The organism is Kitasatospora sp. NPDC005856 (assembly GCF_040629945.1).
Taxonomy (GTDB): domain Bacteria; phylum Actinomycetota; class Actinomycetes; order Streptomycetales; family Streptomycetaceae; genus Kitasatospora.
In genome coordinates this window covers 33,434-50,213 of the sequence record NZ_JBEXWT010000010.1, presented here as the reverse complement: position 1 = coordinate 50,213, position 16,780 = coordinate 33,434, and the positions used below count along the sequence as shown (strand labels likewise).

The window sequence follows — 16,780 nt, the reverse complement described above, 5'->3', positions numbered from 1 at the left end:
ACCATGTCCAAGCCCCTGCCGACGACCCTGCGCACCCACGTCACCGCGCTGCGCGCGCTGCTGGTGCTCACCGTGATCCTCGGGGTCGCGTACCCGCTGCTGATCACCGGCATCTCCCAGGTCGCCTTCGGCGACAAGGCGAACGGCTCGCCCGTGAAGACCGACGGCAAGGAGGTCGGCTCCAGCCTGATCGGCCAGAGCTTCGACCTCCCGAAGAAGAACCCCGAGGACCCGGACGAGGAGGCCCGGCCGGACCCGAAGTGGTTCCAGCCCCGCCCCTCCGCGGCCGGGACCGGCTACGACGCCTCCTCGTCGAGCGCCTCCAACCAGGGCCCCAACAGCGAGGACCTGCTGAAGGCCGTCGAAGACCGCCGCGCCGCCGTCGCGGCCTTCGACGGCGTCGACCCGGCGAGCGTCCCGGCCGACGCGCTGACCGCCTCCGGCTCCGGCCTCGACCCGCACATCTCCGTCGCGTACGCCAAGGAGCAGGTCGACCGGGTGGCCAGGAACCGCGGCCTGCCGGTGGAGGCGGTGACCAAGCTGGTCGACGAGCACACCGAGAGCCGCTCGCTCGGCTTCCTCGGCAACGAGGGCGTCAACGTCGTACTGCTCAACAAGGCGCTCAGCGAGCAGAAGTGACATCACCACACACCAACGGGTGACCGGGCCGGCCCGGGCGCGGGAGGACTCCTCCCGCGCCCGGGCCGGCCGACCCGCGTCCGCAGACGTGCACCACCTCCCGATGGAAAGAGCAGTGCCCATGGCCCGCGACCTCACCCCCGGCACCGGCATCCGCGGCGGCCGCCTGAGGGTGTACCTCGGCTCAGCGCCGGGGGTCGGCAAGACCTATCGGATGTTGGACGAGGCCCGGCGCAGACAGCAGCGCGGGGCCGACGTCGTGGTCGGGTACATCGAGTGCCACGGCAGACGCCACACCGAGTCCATGCTGGCCGGCCTGGAGGTCCTGCCACGGGTCCGGCGCGCCTACCGGGACGCCGAGTTCGACGAGATGGACCTCGACGGCGTGCTCGCCCGCCGCCCGTCCGTCGTGCTGGTGGACGAGCTGGCGCACACCAACATCCCCGGCGGCCGGCACGCCAAGCGCTGGCAGGACGTCGAGGAGCTGCTCGCCGCCGGGATCGACGTCATCACCACCGTCAACATCCAGCACCTGGAATCGCTGAACGACGTCGTCCGGAAGATCACCGGCATCCCGCAGCGCGAGACCGTCCCGGACGAGGTGGTCCGCCGGGCCGACCAGATCGAACTCGTCGACATGGCCCCCCAGGCGCTGCGCCGCCGGATGGCCCACGGCAACGTCTACAGGGCGGAGAAGGTGGACGCCGCGCTCTCGAACTACTTCAGGGTCGGCAACCTCACCGCCCTGCGCGAACTCGCCCTGCTCTGGGTGGCCGGGCGGGTGGACGAGGGCCTGCGCGACTACCGGGCCAGCCACAACATCGACCGGGTCTGGGAGACCCGCGAGCGGGTCGTGGTCGCCCTCACCGGCGGCCCCGAGGGCGAGACCCTGATCCGCCGCGCCGCCCGGATCGCCGACCGCACGGCCGGGGGCGAACTGCTGGCCGTCCACGTCTCCCGCAGCGACGGCCTGGCCGGCGCCTCCTCCGGCGCGCTCGCCCAGCAGCGGCAGCTGGTGGAGACCCTCGGCGGCAGCTACCACGTGGTCGTCGGCGACGACGTCCCCACCGCGCTGCTCACCTTCGCCCGGGCCCACGACGCCACCCAGCTGGTGCTCGGCACCAGCCGCCGCGGCCGGGTCAACCGCTTCCTCACCGGCCCCGGCACCGGGCAGACCACCGTGGACGCCTCCGAGGACATCGACGTCCACATGGTCACCCACGAGTTCACCGGCCGCGGCCGGCTGCCCTCGCTCGGCCGCCGCCACTCCCGGCGGCGCACCATCGCCGGCTACCTGGCCGGCCTGGCGGTGCCCTGGCTGCTCACCGCCCTGCTCTCGCAGGCGCACCACAGCATCAACCTGACCACCGAGGCGCTGATCTTCCAGCTCGGCGTGGTCATCGTCGCCCTGCTCGGCGGGGCCGTGTCGGCCCTGCTGGCCTCGGTCGTCGCCTCGGTGCTGCTCAACTACTACTTCATCCCGCCGATCCACAGCCTGACCATCGGCGAGACCAACAACATCGTCGCCCTGGTGGTCTTCGCCGCCATCGCGCTCAGCGTCTCCACCGTGGTCGACCACGCCGGCCGGCTCACCAGCCGGGCCGCCCGCGCCACCGCCGAGGCCGAGACCCTCTCCACCCTGGCGGGCAGCGTGCTGCGCGGCGCCGACGCGCTGCCCGCCCTGCTGGAGAAGTCCCGGACGGCCTTCGGCATGCGGGCCGTCGCCCTGCTCTCCCGGGGCGACGGCGAGGTGCTCGCGCACTGCGCGGGGGAGCACCAGGGCGACGGCGACGGGCCGCACGAGACCACCGAGGTCCCGGTCGGCCGCGACGCCGTCCTGCTGCTCACCGGCCGCCGGCTGCCCGCCGCCGACCAGCGGGTGCTGACCGCCTTCGCCGCCCACGTCGCCGCCGCGCTGGAGCGCGACCGGCTGGCCGTGGTCGCCGCCGAGGTCGAGCCGATCAAGGCCGCCGACCGGATGCGCACGGCCCTGCTCGCCGCCGTCAGCCACGACCTGCGCACCCCGCTGGCCGCCGCCCGGGCCTCGGTCGGCTCGCTGCGCAGCCCCGACGTCGAGTTCTCCCACGAGGACCAGGCCGAACTCCTCGCCACCGCCGACGAGTCGCTGGTCAAGCTCACCCGACTGGTCGACAACCTGCTCGACATGAGCCGCCTCCAGGCCGGCGCGCTCACCCTGCACCTCACCGAGACCCACCTGGACGAGATCCTGCCCCGGGCGCTCGACAGCCTCCCCGGCCCGTACGCACCGATCCAGCCGCTCGACCTGACTCCTGACATCCCCGAGGGCACCCCGCCGGTGCTCGCCGACCCGCCGCTGCTGGAGCGGGTGCTCGCCAACGTGATCACCAACGCGCTGCGGTACAACGCCCCCGGCGCGCCCGTCCTGGTCACCGCCAGCCACCACGCCGACCAGGTCGAGATCCGGGTGATCGACCGCGGCCCCGGCATCGCCCCCGAGGACCGCGACCGGGTCTTCCTGCCCTTCCAGCGCCTCGGCGACACCGACAACACCACCGGCGTCGGCCTCGGCCTCGCCCTCTCCCGCGGCCTCGCCGAGGCGATGGGCGGCAGCCTGGAGGTCGAGGACACCCCGGGCGGCGGCACCACCATGCTGCTCACCCTGCCCGCCGCCGGCACCGGGACCGTGGTCCTGGGGGAGGAACCGCACATGAGTGAACGAAGTGAACGAATCATCGAGAGGTGCGTGTCTCGCGAAGCGACTGCGAGCGAAGCGAGGCGGGCGCATGAGTGAACGAAGTGAACGAATCATCGAGAGGTGCGTGTCTCGCGAAGCGACTGCGAGCGAAGCGAGGCGGGTGCATGAGTGAGATCCTGATCGTCGACGACGAGCCGGCCCTCCTGCGCACCCTGCGGATCAACCTCAGCGCCCGGCAGTACGCCGTCCGCACCGCCGCCAGTGGCGGCGAGGCCCTCGACCGCGCCGCGCACAGCGCCCCGGACGCCGTCCTGCTCGACCTCGGCCTGCCCGACCTCGACGGGATGGACGTGCTGCGCGGCCTGCGCACCCACAGCGCGATGCCGATCATCGTGCTCTCCGGCCGGACGGACGCCGTCGACAAGGTGGGCGCCCTGGACGCGGGCGCCGACGACTACCTCACCAAGCCGTTCCTGATGGAGGAGCTGCTGGCCCGGCTGCGGGCCGTGCTGCGCCGGCCGCTGGGCGGCGCGCCGACGAGCCGGCCGGTGATCGGCGACCACACCGTGGACCTCGCGGCGACCGCGGTGAACGGCCCGAACGGCCCGGTCCGGCTCACCCCGACCGAGTGGCGCATCCTCGCCCTGCTGCTGGCCAACCCCGGGCGGCTGGTGCCCGGACGGCAGATCCTGCGCGAGGTGTGGGGGCCGGCCCAGGAGGGGCGCGGCAACTACCTGCGGGTCTACTTCGCCGGGCTGCGCCGCAAGCTGGAGCGGGACCCGGCCCGGCCGCGGCACCTGATCACCGAGCCGGGGATCGGGTACCGGTACGTGCCCTGACGGGCCGGCGCGCGAGCACCGGCGCGCGCCCCCGTCAACGAGCCGTCAAGAGCGGCCCGGCGGGCGACAGGAGGGCGTCAAGGCCGCTCGGAGGCGGTGTTCCGCGGGCGTAGTGTCGGTGTCGAGAGAGCGGCCCGGCTCCGTGTGGGGGAGGCCCGGGTCCGCTCCAGCCGCCGTCCAAGGACGGCCAGCAGGTGGGGGAGGGGCGTGCGACATCCGTCGCGCGCCCCCATCTGCCTTCCGGACCGGTTCCGTCGGGCCCGGTGCGGCCCCCGGCCCCGGCTCGGCCGCCCCGGGGCCCGGTCCCCACCCCCGTCCGGCTCAGCCGCCCCCGCTTCCGGACTGCCGGGGCAGTGCCAGCGCCACCGTGTCCGCGAACTCCCGGACCGCGCTGGTGCGGCTGACCACCCGGCCGCTGTGCACCACCAGCCGGCTGTGCCCGCCCGCGAGCGCCCCGGCCAGGCTGTCCCCGCGCACCGCCAGCAGCTCCGCCGGGAATCCGGCGTCCACCCGGACCGGCGCCAGCCCGAGCGCCGCCCGCGCCTGGTTCGCCACCGTGTCGTACGCCGCCGCCGGGTCCAACTCCCCAGTGGCCGAAAGCAGATAGGCCGATTCCAGCGGATCCGCCCGGCCGACCGGGTTGGACGGGTCGCGCAGTGCCCCGCTGCCCGCCGCCAGCGGCACCCGGGCGGCCGCCAACTCCCGTACCAGGCCCGGTCGCAGGCCCGTCGCCCGGCCCTCCAGCCCGGAGCAGCAGCCGTTCTGCGGCAGGCAGACGACCCGGATCCCGTTGGTCGCCAGCACCGTCGACGCGCCCCGGGCCAGCGCCCCGCACGGGCCGAGCGTCACCCGCGGCCGAAGCGGAGCCAACGCACCTGCCATCCGGGCGAGTTGGGCCGTGTCGGCGGCGCTGGTGTGCAGGTCCACCGAGCAGTCCGCCTCCCGGGCGGCCTCCAGCAGCAGCTGCACGTACCCGGCCGGGTCCGGATCCAGCTCCGGGCAGCCGCCGGCCGCCGTGGCGCCCAGCTTGAGCGCCTCGCGCAGCTGCGCCCGGCCGTCCGCGCCGGCCCGCCCGGTGAGCAGCCGGGGCATCGCCACCGCCTGGAGCTCGGCCAGTCCGCGCAGCGCCTGCCGGGCGGCGAGCACCGCCTCCAGCCGGCGCAGCCCGTGAACGTCGCCGATCCGGACGTGGGTGCGCTGGGCGGTGGCGCCGTAGCCGAGCGAGGTCAGCGCGGCCTCGGTGATCCGCCGGGTGAGGTCGGCCGGGGTGTCCGGCGGCGGGGTGGACAGGGCGGCGGAGAAGGCGGCGTCGTAGTGGGCGTGCGCCTCGGCCGGGGCCGGGAGCAGCAGGTAGCCGCGCAGGTCGATCCGGGCGCCGGTGGTGACGGTGGGGGCGCCGGGCAGGGCGGGCAGCGGGCCCAGGCTGCCGACGGTGCCGACGGCCTGGATCCGGTCGCCGCTGATCCGGACGTCCACCACCCGCCCGTCGGCCAGCCGGGCGCCGGTGAGGAGCAGGACCGGGCCGTGCCCGAGCGGGTTGGCCGCCGGGCCGGGCCCGGAGTGCGGCCCGTCGGCGGCTGCGCTGTCCATCGCCGGCTCCTTCTCGCGTCGGCCCGTGCGGTCGGCCCCGTACCGCCGGCCCGTACCGCCGGCCGGCCCTCCCGGTCAATGAGCGTCGAGCCTATGGGGCCGGGGGGCGGGGCGCCGGGAGGCGGGCAATAGTCGTATCGGGTCGGGCCGCAGCGCTCGTGGGCCGATCGAACGCCGGGCCTTGGATCGCCCGCCCGTACCCCTCACCCACCTGCGGTCTTCGCCGCGGGATACGGATTTCACCTCCGGCCGCGAAACGTGTAATCTCTTCCTCGTTCGCCCCTATAGCTCAGTCGGTAGAGCGTCTCCATGGTAAGGAGAAGGTCTGCGGTTCGATTCCGCATGGGGGCTCGGGTGAGAAGCAGTCAGCCTCGGCTGTGCTGCGGATCACTGTGGCGGTGTAGCTCAGTTGGTAGAGCAAGCGGCTCATAATCGCTGTGTCACCGGTTCAAGTCCGGTCACCGCTACCCCGCGTAGTCGGTCGGGAGATCGCACTCCCGGTCGGCTACTCTTGTTGTGTTCTTATTCGTTGTCCAAGGAAGGCACTCCCGTGGCTGCCACCGACGTCCGCCCGAAGATCACGCTGGCCTGCGTGGAGTGCAAGGAGCGGAACTACATCACCAAGAAGAACCGGCGTAACGACCCGGACCGTCTTGAGATGAAGAAGCACTGCCCCCGCTGCAACTCGCACACCGCGCACCGCGAGACCCGCTGACCCTCCAGTAGGGCGCCGGGCCTGTGTGAATTCAGGTCTTCTACTCCGGGCCGCATCCCTCATGAGGGGTGCGGCCCGGAGTTTTTTCGTACCCACCCGCGTTTCCACCCGCGTTCCGAGGAGCTGCCATGGCGCTCGACCCCTCCTTCATCGGGCGTAGTTACCCGCCCACCGAGCCGTACGAGGTCGGCCGGGAGAAGATCCGTGAGTTCGCGACCGCGGTCGGCGACGCCAACCCGGCGTACACCGACGCGGAGGCGGCGAAGGCGCTGGGCCACCCCGACGTGATCGCCCCGCCGACCTTCCCGTTCGTGATCACCTACAGCGCGGCCGGTCAGGTGGTCGAGGACCCGGAGCTGGGCCTGGACTTCAGCCGGGTGGTGCACGGCGACCAGAAGTTCACCTACACCCGCCCGGTGCGGGCCGGTGACCGGCTGTCGGTCGTGGTGACCATCGACAACATCAAGTCGCTGGCGGGCAACGACGTGCTCACCGTGCGCGGCGAGGTGACGGACGCGACCGGCGAGCACGTCGTGACGTCGGTCATGACCCTGGTGGCCCGGGCCGCCGACGAGGCGGGGGAGTGAGCACGATGGCGATCAGCTACGACGAGGTCGAGGTCGGTACCGAGCTGCCGGCGCAGTCCTTCCCGGTGACCCGCGACACACTGGTGCGGTACGCGGGCGCCTCGGGCGACTTCAACCCGATCCACTGGAACGAGAAGTTCGCCCTGCAGGTCGGCCTGCCGGACGTCATCGCGCACGGCATGTTCACCATGGCCGAGGCGATCCGGGTGGTCACCGACTGGGTCGGCGACCCGGCCGCGGTGGTCGAGTACGGCGTGCGCTTCACCCGCCCGGTGCCGGTGCCGAACGACGGTGTCGGCGCGGTGGTCGAGGTCTCGGCCAAGGTCGCCAAGAAGCTCGACGACCGCCGGGTGCAGGTCGACCTCCTGGCCACCTCGGGCGGCCAGAAGGTGCTCGGGATGTCCCGGGCCGTCGTCCGGCTCGGCTGAGCCGCTTCCTCGCGACGGCGGCCGCGGCCGGAGTCCCGTACCGCACGGGATCTCCGGCCGCGGCCGCGGGTCTTGCTTTGATAGTGATTGGCCACTAACTTTGAGGGCATGGCGAAGTCGAGCATCCGGATGAGCGCGGAGGAACGGCGCGAGAGCGTCGTCCGGGCCGCCCTGATCGAGTTCGCCCGGGGCGGGTACCACGGCACCTCCACCGAGGCGATCGCCCGCCGGGTGGGCGTCTCGCAGCCGTACCTGTTCCGGCTGTTCCCGGGCAAGCAGGCGATCTTCGCCGCGGCGGCGGAGCGCTGCGTCGAGGAGACCTGGCGGGTCTTCGACGAGGCCTCGGCCGGGCTGTCCGGCGAGGAGGCCGCGGACGCGATGTCCGCCGCCTACATGAGCCTGGTGGAGGACCGCGACCAGCTCATGATGCAGATGCAGCTCTACGTCTCGGTCTCGGCGGCCCGGGAGGCCGGCGAGGAGGACGTCGGCGAGACCGCCCGGCGGCTCTGGGAGAGCCTGTTCGACCGGGTCAGGATCCGGATCGGCGGCGACATGAGGGACGCCACGCGGTTCTTCGCGTACGGAATGCTGATCAACACCATGGTGGCGCTGGGCTATCCGCCGGAGCACCGGATGTGGTCCGGCTTCGACGAGTGCGAGGAGCCCGAGTAGCGGGGCCGCGCGGCGCTGTCCGTGCGGCCTCTTTTCGGCCCACGAAAGTTATTGAGCAATTACTACCTAGAGGGAAACTGGGGGACGTCATGACGGAGAAACCGGTCATGGGCAGAACCGCTGTCTGGACGCTGGTGATCGTCAGTGCGGCCAGTTTCATGGCCGCCCTGGACAACCTGGTGGTCACCACCGCATTGCCGTCGATCCGCGAGGAACTCGGCGGCGGCCTGTCCGACCTCGAATGGACGGTCAGCGCCTACACCCTGAGCTTCGCCGTGCTGCTGATGTTCGGCGCCGCCCTCGGCGACCGCTTCGGCCGCCGCCGGATCTTCCTGGTCGGCCTGGCGGTCTTCACCGCCGGCTCCGCCGCGGCCGCGCTGTCCCCGGGCATCGGCGCCCTGATCGCCGCCCGGGCGCTCCAGGGCACCGGGGCCGCGGTGATGATGCCGCTCACCCTGACCCTGCTCACCACCGCCGTGCCCGCGGCCAAGCGGGGGCTGGCCTTCGGTGTCTGGTCGGGCGTCGGCGGCCTCGCCGTCGCCGCCGGACCGCTGATCGGCGGCTCGCTGACCGAGCACTTCTCCTGGCAGTGGATCTTCTGGGTGAACGTCCCGGTCGGCCTCGTCCTGCTGCCGGCGGCCTTCCTGCGGCTCGGCGAGAGCCGCGGCGCGGGCCGGGCCCTGGACGTGCCCGGGACCGTGCTGGTCAGCCTGGGGATGTTCGGAGTCGTCCTCGGCCTGATCCGCGGCAACCCGGACGGCTGGACCAGCCCGCTGGTCCTCGGGGCCCTGATCGTCGGCACCCTGCTGCTGGCCGCCTTCGTCTGGTACGAGCAGCGGGTGGCCGTCCATCCGATGCTGCCGATGCGGCTGTTCCGCAGCCGGGCCTTCTCCGCCGTCAACGCGGCCAGCCTGCTGATGTACCTGGGGATGTTCGGCTCGATCTTCCTGATCAGCCAGTACCTCCAGGGCGTCGGCGGCTTCAGCCCGCAGGAGGCGGGCGTCCGGATGCTGCCGTGGACGGCGATGCCGCTGCTGGTCGCCCCGGTCGCGGGCGTCGTCTCCGACCGGATCGGCGGCCGCCCGATCGTGGTCGCCGGGCTGGCCCTGCAGGCCGTCGGCCTGGTGCTGTTCGGCCTGGTCGCGGACGGGAGCACCGGCCTCGACTACCCCGCCCAGATCCCGGCCATCGTGATCTGCGGGATCGGCATGTCGCTGTACTTCGCCCCGACCGCCCAGCTGGTGATGGCCAGTGTCCGGCCGCAGGAGCAGGGGATCGCCTCCGGCGCCAACAACGCGCTGCGTGAGGTCGGCGGGGCGCTCGGGGTGGCCGTGCTCGCCGCGGTGTTCTCGGCGCAGGGCGGCTACGGGTCGGCGCAGGCCTTCACGGACGGGCTGGTGCCCGCGCTGTACGTCGGCGGGGCCGCCGTCGGGCTCGGCGCGCTCGCCGCGGTGCTCGTCCCCCGGCGGCGCGCGGCCGCCGCGGCAGCCTCGGCGGCGGGGACGGCGGGGGCACAGGACGAACGGGCCGGGGCGCCGGCCGCACCCGCGCGGGTCTGAGGCGCTGAGGCCGGCCCGGGGCGCTGAGGCCGGGCCAGGGCGCCGGGGCCGGCCCGGGGCGGCGGGCGGCAGGGGTGCCGGAGGGCGCTCCTGCCACCCGTACGCTGGTGGGCGTGCTGGTAGAAAACGACGCCCCCCTCGCCCCGCTGACCACGCTCCGGCTCGGTGGCCCGGCCCGCCGCCTGGTGACCGCCCACACCGATGACGAGGTGATCGCCGCCGTCCGCGAGGCCGACGCGGCCGGCGAGCCGCTGCTGGTCATCGGCGGCGGCTCCAACCTGGTGATCGGCGACGCCGGCTTCGCCGGCACCGTGCTGCGGATCGCCACCGAGGGCTTCGCGCTGGACGGCACGGCGCTGGAGGTCGCGGCCGGCGAGACCTGGTCCGAGGTGGTCCGCCGGACCGTCGTGGACCACGAGCTGGCGGGAATCGAGTTCCTGGCCGGCATCCCCGGCTCGGCGGGTGCCACCCCGGTGCAGAACGTGGGCGCGTACGGCCAGGAGGTCGCGCAGTCGATCACCGAGGTGGTCGCGTACGACCGCACCGCCGACGAGGTGGTCGTGCTCTCGAACGCCGAGTGCGCGTTCTCCTACCGGCACAGTCGCTTCAAGGCCGAGCCGGAGCGCTACGTGGTGCTGCGGGTGCGGCTGCGCCTGGAGGACGGCGGCGGGCTCTCCACCCCCGTCCGCTACGCCGAGACCGCCCGTCACCTGGGCGTCGAGCAGGGCGAGCGGGTGGCGGTCGGCACGGCCTGGAAGGCGGTGCTGCTGCTGCGCGCGGGCAAGGGCATGGTGCTGGACCCGGCGGACCACGACACCTGGTCGGCCGGCTCCTTCTTCACCAACCCGGTGCTCACGGCCGCACAGTACGAGTCCTTCCGCACCCGCCCCGGCGCCGAGGACGCCCCCGCCTACCCGGCCCCGGAGGGCCGCACCAAGACCTCGGCGGCCTGGCTGATCGACCGCTCCGGCTTCGGCAAGGGCTACGGCAGCGGCCGGGCGACCCTCTCCACCAAGCACACCCTGGCGCTCACCAACCGGGGCTCGGCCACCGCCGAGGACCTGCTGGCGCTGGCCCGGGAGATCCGGGACGGGGTCCGCGAGGCCTTCGGGGTGGAGCTGGTGAACGAGCCGGTGATGGTGGGCGTCGAGCTCTGAGCAGGTCCCGGGGCGTGCGCTAGGCGGGTACGGCGGCCGGCTCCGCGGGGGCGTGGCCGTCCACCAGCCAGGCGTCGATGTCCGCCAGCAGCTGCTTGCGGACGGCCTCCGGCGCGACCGAGCCGCGCACCGACTGCCGCGCCAGCTCGGCGAGTTCGGTGTCGGAGAAGCCCAGCACGTCCCGGACCAGCTCGTACTGGGCGGCCAGCCGGCTGCCGAACAGCAGCGGGTCGTCCGCGCCCAGCGCGAGCGGCACCCCGGCGTCGAAGAGCCGGCGCAGCGGGACCTCCTCGGGGTGCTCGTAGACGCCGAGCGAGACGTTGGAGGACGGGCAGACCTCGCAGGTGACCTGTCGGTCCGCCAGTCGCTCCATCAGCCCGGGGTCCTCGGCGGCCCGCACGCCGTGGCCGATCCGGACGGCGCCCAGGTCGTCCAGGCAGTCCCGGACGGACTCCGGGCCGGACAGCTCGCCGCCGTGCGGGGCCGCCAGCAGCCCGCCGTTGCGGGCGATCGCGAAGGCCCGGTCGAAGTCCCGGGCCAGGCCGCGGCGCTCGTCGTTGGAGAGGCCGAAGCCGACCACCCCGTGGTCGGCGTAGCGGACGGCCAGCCGGGCCAGCGTCCGGGCGTCCATCGGGGACTTCATCCGGTTGGCCGCGACCAGGACCCGGATGCCCACGCCGGTCGCCGTGGCGGCGTTCTCCACCGCGTCCAGGATCAGCTCCAGCGCGGGGATCAGCCCGCCGAGCCGGGGCGCGTACGAGGTCGGGTCGACCTGGATCTCCAGCCAGCGGGAGCCGTCCCGCCGCTCGTCCTCGGCGGTCTCCAGGACCAGCCGGCGGATGTCCTCCTCGTCCCGCAGCACCGAGCGGGCGGTGTCGTACAGCCGCTGGAAGCGGAACCAACCCCGCTCGTCGGTGGCCCGCAGCCGGGGCGGCTCGCCGGAGCTGAGCGCCTCCGGCAGCCGGACGCCGTGCTTGTCGGCCAGCTCCAGGAGGGTGGCGGGCCGCATCGAGCCGGTGAAGTGCAGGTGCAGGTGGGCCTTCGGGAGGCCCCTGACGTCTCGCGGGTTCAACAGGCGTTCCATTCACCGATACTGCCGTACGAGGCCCCCGAACGGGAACCGCCTCCTTTCCATCCCCCGAAGGGGTGAAAGGAGGCGGCGTGCCGGGTGAATCCCGAATGTCGGATTGACGTCAGTGCCGGAACGGCGTCAGTCGCGGGCCTCGCCGAGCAGCTTCTGGATCCGGCTGATGCCCTCGACCAGGTCCTCGTCGCCGAGCGCGTAGGAGAACCGCAGGTAGCCGGGGGTGCCGAAGGCCTCGCCCGGGACGGCGGCGACCTCGACCTCGTCCAGGATCAGGCTCGCCAGCTCGCCGGAGGTCTGCGGGCGCTTGCCGCGGATCTCCTTGCCCAGCAGGCCCTTCACCGACGGGTAGGCGTAGAAGGCGCCCTCGGGCTCGGGGCAGATCACGCCGTCGATCTCGTTGAGCATCCGCACGATGGTCCGGCGGCGGCGGTCGAACGCGGTGCGCATCTCGTGCACCGCGGACAGGTCGCCGGCGACGGCGGCGATCGCGGCGCGCTGGGCGACGTTGGAGACGTTCGAGGTGGCGTGCGACTGCAGGTTGGTCGCGGCCTTGATGACGTCCTTGGGGCCGATCACCCAGCCCACCCGCCAGCCGGTCATCGCGTAGGTCTTGGCGACACCGTTGACCACGATGCACTTGTCGGCCAGCTCGGGCAGCAGGGCCGGCAGCGAGGTGAACTTCGCGTCGCCGTAGACCAGGTGCTCGTAGATCTCGTCGGTGAGCACCCACAGGCCGTGCTCCAGGGCCCAGCGGCCGATCGCCTCGGCCTCGGCCTCGGTGTACACCGCGCCGGTCGGGTTGGAGGGCGAGACGAAGAGCACCACCTTGGTGTTCTCGGTGCGGGCGGCCTCCAGCTGCTCGACCGAGACCTTGTAGCCGGTGGTCTCGTCGGCCACGACGTCCACCGGGACACCGCCGGCCAGCTGGATGGACTCCGGGTAGGTGGTCCAGTACGGCGCCGGGACGATGACCTCGTCGCCCGGGTCCAGGATCGCCGCGAAGGCCTCGTAGATCGCCTGCTTGCCGCCGTTGGTGACCAGCACCTGGGAGGCGTCCACCTCGTAGCCGGAGTCGCGCAGCGTCTTGGCGGCGATCGCGGCCTTCAGCTCGGGCAGGCCACCCGCCGGGGTGTAGCGGTGGTTCTTCGGGTCGCGGCAGGCCTCGACGGCCGCCTCGACGATGTAGTCCGGGGTCGGGAAGTCGGGCTCGCCGGCACCGAAGCCGATGACCGGACGGCCGGCGGCCTTGAGGGCCTTGGCCTTGGCGTCCACGGCGAGGGTCGCGGACTCGGCGATCGCACCGATCCGGGCGGAGACCCGGCGGTCGGCGGGGCGGATGGACTGGTCGGGCTGAGGGGTGGAAGCGCTCATGCCTGCATCGTCGCAGAACCCGGACCAACCGGGCAGCGGGGTATCGGCATCCGTACGGTCCCGTCCGGATCGCGGCCCCGGCGATCCGTCGGCGGGCGCCCCGCCGGACCGGACGTTCGCCCGACGAGCGGCAGGTCCGGAGAAAGAGGTTCGACCAAACACCCCTCGACCACGTACACTCGCTGCTCGACGGCCCACCGGGAAAACCGGAGCTTTCACCGCCTGTGCAGACAGCGGGGGGAGATGCGGTAGGTTGGTCGCCACCAGGAGCCGCGAGGCACCGTAGGGCAATAGCTCAATTGGTAGAGCACCGGTCTCCAAAACCGGCGGTTGGGGGTTCGAGTCCCTCTTGCCCTGCTGCTAGATCCGTTTTCAGCCCGTTCGCTCCACAGGAGTGAGCGGGCTTGATGCGGAGATGGCGCCGATCAGCACCGCTAGCCGACTGGTCGTGGCCCCACCGGGCGCGCGGCGAAGTTCGGCAGGACCCGGATTCAGGTGAGGACGAGTGACGGAGACCACGGGCTCCACCGCAACGCCTGAGAGCGGCAACCCCGAGGGTGCCGATGGCGTTGCCGAGAACACGTCGGCCGAGGGCGAGAAGAACTCCGGCAAGCAGAAGAAGTCCGGCAAGCGGGCCAAGAAGGGCCTGTTCGCCAGGATGGGTCTGTTCTACCGCCAGATCATCGCCGAGCTGCGCAAGGTCGTCTGGCCCACCCGCGGCGAGCTCACCAACTACACCGCCGTCGTGGTCACCTTCGTGGTGGTCGTGATGGCCTTCGTGGCCGGCCTGGACTACGGCTTCTCCAAGCTGAGCCTCTTGGTCTTCGGCTGACCGGCCGCCCCACCTTTCGAACAGCCTCCCGACCCGGGCCGAATCCTCGGCCCGGGTCGAGCTGTCGGTGCCGGACGTACGCGCGGCTACCGTGGACTCGGTACTGTTGAAGTCTCCGAGACCTCACCTGGCGCCCGCGCGAGCGGTCGCACGTCGGGCCGGTCGAGGAGCGCGCCACCTTCACCATCTCCAGGAAAGAAGCCGCCACCGTGTCTGAGTCCCCCCTGTACGACGCCGACGAGACCGTCCGCGAGGCGGATGTCGCCGCCGAGCTGGACGCGACCGAGCCGGCTGACGACGTCGAGTCCGCCGAGCAGATCGTGGACGCCGCGGACAGCGACGAGGACGAGGTCGAGGCGTACGACGAGGCCGAGGCCGGCGAGCCCGCCGAGGAGGCCGCGCTGCACGTGGAGGGCGACGCCGAGCTCGAGGCCGAGGAGGCCGTCGAGGAGGAGCCGGCCGTCGAGGTCGACCCGGTCGCCAAGTTCCGCGAGGACCTGCGCTTCATGCCGGGCGAGTGGTACGTGATCCACACCTACGCCGGCTACGAGAACCGGGTGAAGCAGAACCTGGAGCAGCGCGCCGTCTCGCTGAACGTCGAGGAGTACATCTTCCAGGCCGAGGTGCCGCAGGAGGAGGTCGTCCAGATCAAGAACGGCGACCGCAAGACCATCCGCCAGAACAAGCTCCCCGGCTACGTCCTGGTGCGCATGGACCTCACCCCCGAGTCCTGGGGCGTCGTGCGCAACACCCCGGGTGTCACCGGCTTCGTCGGCAACGCCTACGACCCGTACCCGCTGACCCTGGACGAGGTCGTCAAGATGCTCGCCCCCGACGTCGAGCGCCAGGCCGCCAAGGAGGCGGGCAAGCCGTCGCCGGTCAAGCCGAGCGAGATCCAGGTGCTGGACTTCGAGGTCGGCGACTCCGTCACCGTCACCGACGGCCCGTTCGCCACCCTGCAGGCGACCATCAACGAGATCAACCCCGACTCGAAGAAGGTCAAGGGCCTGGTCGAGATCTTCGGCCGGGAGACCCCGGTCGAGCTCTCCTTCGACCAGATCCAGAAGAACTAGTCCCACGGTCTTCGGATTCGGGGCGGGGCTTAGGCCCTGCCCCGAATCCGTTTTGGTCCAGCGGCGCGGACGCGTTAGCCTGGTCCGATGTGTGTGCTGGCGGCCGGGTGTCGCCCCGGTTCCGCACGCACCAGCAATCACCTCTCGGAAGGACCCGGAGAGACATGCCTCCCAAGAAGAAGAAGGTCACGGGGCTTATCAAGCTCCAGATCAACGCCGGTGCGGCCAACCCGGCGCCGCCGGTCGGCCCCGCGCTGGGTCAGCACGGCGTCAACATCATGGAGTTCTGCAAGGCCTACAACGCTGCGACCGAGTCGCAGCGCGGCATGATCGTGCCGGTGGAGATCACGGTCTACGAGGACCGTTCCTTCACCTTCATCACGAAGACGCCGCCGGCCGCGCGCCTCATCCTGAAGGCCGCCGGTGTGGACAAGGGCTCCAGCGAGCCGCACAAGACCAAGGTCGCCAAGCTCACCAGCGCCCAGGTCCGCGAGATCGCCACCACCAAGATGCCCGACCTGAACGCCAACGACCTGGACGCCGCGGAGAAGATCATCGCCGGCACCGCCCGGTCGATGGGCATCACCGTCGAGGGCTGAGAAACCCTCTCGTCCTTGTGGTAGGGCCCGCGCAGGCCCGTGACACCACAACTCCATTCACCATTCAGGAGCAGCCATGAAGCGCAGCAAGGCCCTGAAGGCCGCGGACGCCCAGGTCGACCGCGAGCGCCTTTACGCCCCCCTCGAGGCCGTCCGCCTCGCCAAGGCCACCAGCACCACCAAGTTCGACGGCACCGTCGAGGTCGCCATGCGTCTGGGCGTCGACCCGCGCAAGGCCGACCAGATGGTCCGCAGCACCGTGATCCTCCCGCACGGCACCGGTAAGACCGCTCGGGTCCTGGTCTTCGCGACCGGCGAGCGTGCCGAGGCCGCGCGTGCTGCGGGTGCCGACATCGTCGGCTCCGACGAGCTGATCGACGAGGTCGCCAAGGGCCGTCTGGACTTCGACGCCGTCGTCGCCACCCCGGACCTCATGGGCAAGGTCGGCCGCCTGGGCCGCGTGCTCGGTCCCCGTGGTCTGATGCCGAACCCGAAGACCGGCACCGTGACCCCGGACGTCGCCAAGGCCGTCAACGAGATCAAGGGCGGCAAGATCGAGTTCCGCGTCGACAAGCACTCGAACCTGCACTTCATCATCGGTAAGGCCTCCTTCACCGACGAGCAGCTGGTCGAGAACTACGCCGCCGCGCTGGACGAGGTGCTCCGCGCCAAGCCGTCCGCCGCCAAGGGCCGCTACATCAAGAAGACCGCGTTCTCGACCACCATGGGCCCCGGCATCCAGGTGGACCCGAACCGCACCCGCAACCTCCTCGTCGAGGAGGACCCGGCCGCGGTCTGAGCCCCAGTGCTCTAGAGCAGTCCGTACGACGGGCCCGCACCCCCTTCACCGGGGGCGCGGGCCCGTCGTCGTTCCCGGGGCGCGACCGGGGGCGCGACCGGGCTGGGGCCCAGGAGCGGCGGCCGCCGGCGGTTGCCGGAGCGGGACGCCGGGCGG

General features: G+C 72.4%; 16 protein-coding genes and 3 tRNA genes. 16 read left to right on the top strand and 3 right to left on the bottom strand.

Annotated features, from left to right (window positions below; genetic code table 11):
* Positions 1-3: 3 nt before the first annotated feature.
* The 3 genes from kdpC (at position 4) to ABZ449_RS08760 (ending at position 4,155) form a co-directional block, all read left to right on the top strand.
* Positions 4-639 (top strand): potassium-transporting ATPase subunit KdpC, encoded by a 636-nt coding sequence (gene kdpC, locus ABZ449_RS08770; RefSeq protein ID WP_360342437.1) that lies wholly within the window; start codon positions 4-6, stop codon positions 637-639.
* 121 nt (positions 640-760) lie between these two features.
* Complete coding sequence (locus tag ABZ449_RS08765; RefSeq protein WP_360342434.1) at positions 761-3,412, top strand: sensor histidine kinase KdpD; 2,652 nt, start codon at positions 761-763, stop codon at positions 3,410-3,412.
* 68 nt (positions 3,413-3,480) lie between these two features.
* Positions 3,481-4,155 (top strand): response regulator, encoded by a 675-nt coding sequence (locus ABZ449_RS08760; RefSeq protein WP_360342431.1) that lies wholly within the window; start codon positions 3,481-3,483, stop codon positions 4,153-4,155.
* 321 nt (positions 4,156-4,476) lie between these two features.
* Here the strand turns inward: ABZ449_RS08760 and ABZ449_RS08755 are convergent, their stop codons facing one another.
* Positions 4,477-5,745 (bottom strand): hydrolase, encoded by a 1,269-nt coding sequence (locus tag ABZ449_RS08755; protein ID WP_360342428.1) that lies wholly within the window; start codon positions 5,743-5,745, stop codon positions 4,477-4,479.
* Positions 5,746-6,023: 278 nt separating this feature from the next.
* Between ABZ449_RS08755 and ABZ449_RS08750 the strand changes: the two genes are divergently transcribed.
* From ABZ449_RS08750 to ABZ449_RS08715, 8 genes are all read left to right on the top strand, one after another.
* Positions 6,024-6,096, top strand: a tRNA-Thr gene (locus tag ABZ449_RS08750).
* A 43-nt stretch (positions 6,097-6,139) separates the two neighbouring features.
* A tRNA-Met gene (locus ABZ449_RS08745) sits at positions 6,140-6,212 on the top strand.
* Between the two features lie 83 nt (positions 6,213-6,295).
* The gene (rpmG, locus tag ABZ449_RS08740; protein ID WP_006604855.1) at positions 6,296-6,460 is read left to right on the top strand and encodes a 50S ribosomal protein L33; all 165 of its coding nucleotides are present in this window, start codon (positions 6,296-6,298) and stop codon (positions 6,458-6,460) included.
* A 128-nt stretch (positions 6,461-6,588) separates the two neighbouring features.
* A complete protein-coding gene (locus tag ABZ449_RS08735) occupies positions 6,589-7,047 on the top strand; it encodes a MaoC family dehydratase N-terminal domain-containing protein (RefSeq protein WP_360342425.1) in 459 nt (152 codons plus the stop codon).
* A gap of 5 nt (positions 7,048-7,052) precedes the next feature.
* On the top strand, positions 7,053-7,475 hold the full coding sequence (locus tag ABZ449_RS08730; protein WP_360342422.1) for a MaoC family dehydratase: 423 nt from the start codon (positions 7,053-7,055) through the stop codon (positions 7,473-7,475).
* 108 nt (positions 7,476-7,583) lie between these two features.
* On the top strand, positions 7,584-8,147 hold the full coding sequence (locus ABZ449_RS08725) for a TetR/AcrR family transcriptional regulator (RefSeq protein WP_360342419.1): 564 nt from the start codon (positions 7,584-7,586) through the stop codon (positions 8,145-8,147).
* Positions 8,148-8,254: 107 nt separating this feature from the next.
* A complete protein-coding gene (locus tag ABZ449_RS08720; RefSeq protein WP_360342416.1) occupies positions 8,255-9,706 on the top strand; it encodes a DHA2 family efflux MFS transporter permease subunit in 1,452 nt (483 codons plus the stop codon).
* A 74-nt stretch (positions 9,707-9,780) separates the two neighbouring features.
* Positions 9,781-10,863 carry a UDP-N-acetylmuramate dehydrogenase gene (locus ABZ449_RS08715; protein ID WP_360342413.1) on the top strand — a complete coding sequence of 361 codons (1,083 nt, stop codon included), beginning with the start codon at positions 9,781-9,783 and terminating at the stop codon, positions 10,861-10,863.
* 19 nt (positions 10,864-10,882) lie between these two features.
* Here ABZ449_RS08715 and ABZ449_RS08710 read toward each other — a convergent pair whose 3' ends face one another.
* Both ABZ449_RS08710 and ABZ449_RS08705 read right to left on the bottom strand, forming a co-directional pair.
* Positions 10,883-11,947 carry an adenosine deaminase gene (locus ABZ449_RS08710; protein WP_360342410.1) on the bottom strand — a complete coding sequence of 355 codons (1,065 nt, stop codon included), beginning with the start codon at positions 11,945-11,947 and terminating at the stop codon, positions 10,883-10,885.
* 126 nt (positions 11,948-12,073) lie between these two features.
* Positions 12,074-13,321 (bottom strand): pyridoxal phosphate-dependent aminotransferase, encoded by a 1,248-nt coding sequence (locus ABZ449_RS08705; protein WP_360342407.1) that lies wholly within the window; start codon positions 13,319-13,321, stop codon positions 12,074-12,076.
* 284 nt (positions 13,322-13,605) lie between these two features.
* Between ABZ449_RS08705 and ABZ449_RS08700 the strand changes: the two genes are divergently transcribed.
* The 5 genes from ABZ449_RS08700 (at position 13,606) to rplA (ending at position 16,624) form a co-directional block, all read left to right on the top strand.
* Positions 13,606-13,678: transfer RNA gene (locus ABZ449_RS08700), tRNA-Trp, on the top strand.
* Positions 13,679-13,826: 148 nt separating this feature from the next.
* On the top strand, positions 13,827-14,153 hold the full coding sequence (secE, locus tag ABZ449_RS08695; protein WP_360342404.1) for a preprotein translocase subunit SecE: 327 nt from the start codon (positions 13,827-13,829) through the stop codon (positions 14,151-14,153).
* Between the two features lie 272 nt (positions 14,154-14,425).
* Positions 14,426-15,226, top strand: a complete 801-nt coding sequence (nusG, locus tag ABZ449_RS08690) for a transcription termination/antitermination protein NusG (RefSeq protein ID WP_360342683.1) — start codon at positions 14,426-14,428, stop codon at positions 15,224-15,226.
* 164 nt (positions 15,227-15,390) lie between these two features.
* Positions 15,391-15,825 carry a 50S ribosomal protein L11 gene (gene rplK, locus ABZ449_RS08685; RefSeq protein WP_030290442.1) on the top strand — a complete coding sequence of 145 codons (435 nt, stop codon included), beginning with the start codon at positions 15,391-15,393 and terminating at the stop codon, positions 15,823-15,825.
* A gap of 76 nt (positions 15,826-15,901) precedes the next feature.
* Positions 15,902-16,624 carry a 50S ribosomal protein L1 gene (gene rplA / locus ABZ449_RS08680; RefSeq protein WP_360342401.1) on the top strand — a complete coding sequence of 241 codons (723 nt, stop codon included), beginning with the start codon at positions 15,902-15,904 and terminating at the stop codon, positions 16,622-16,624.
* Positions 16,625-16,780: the final 156 nt, after the last annotated feature.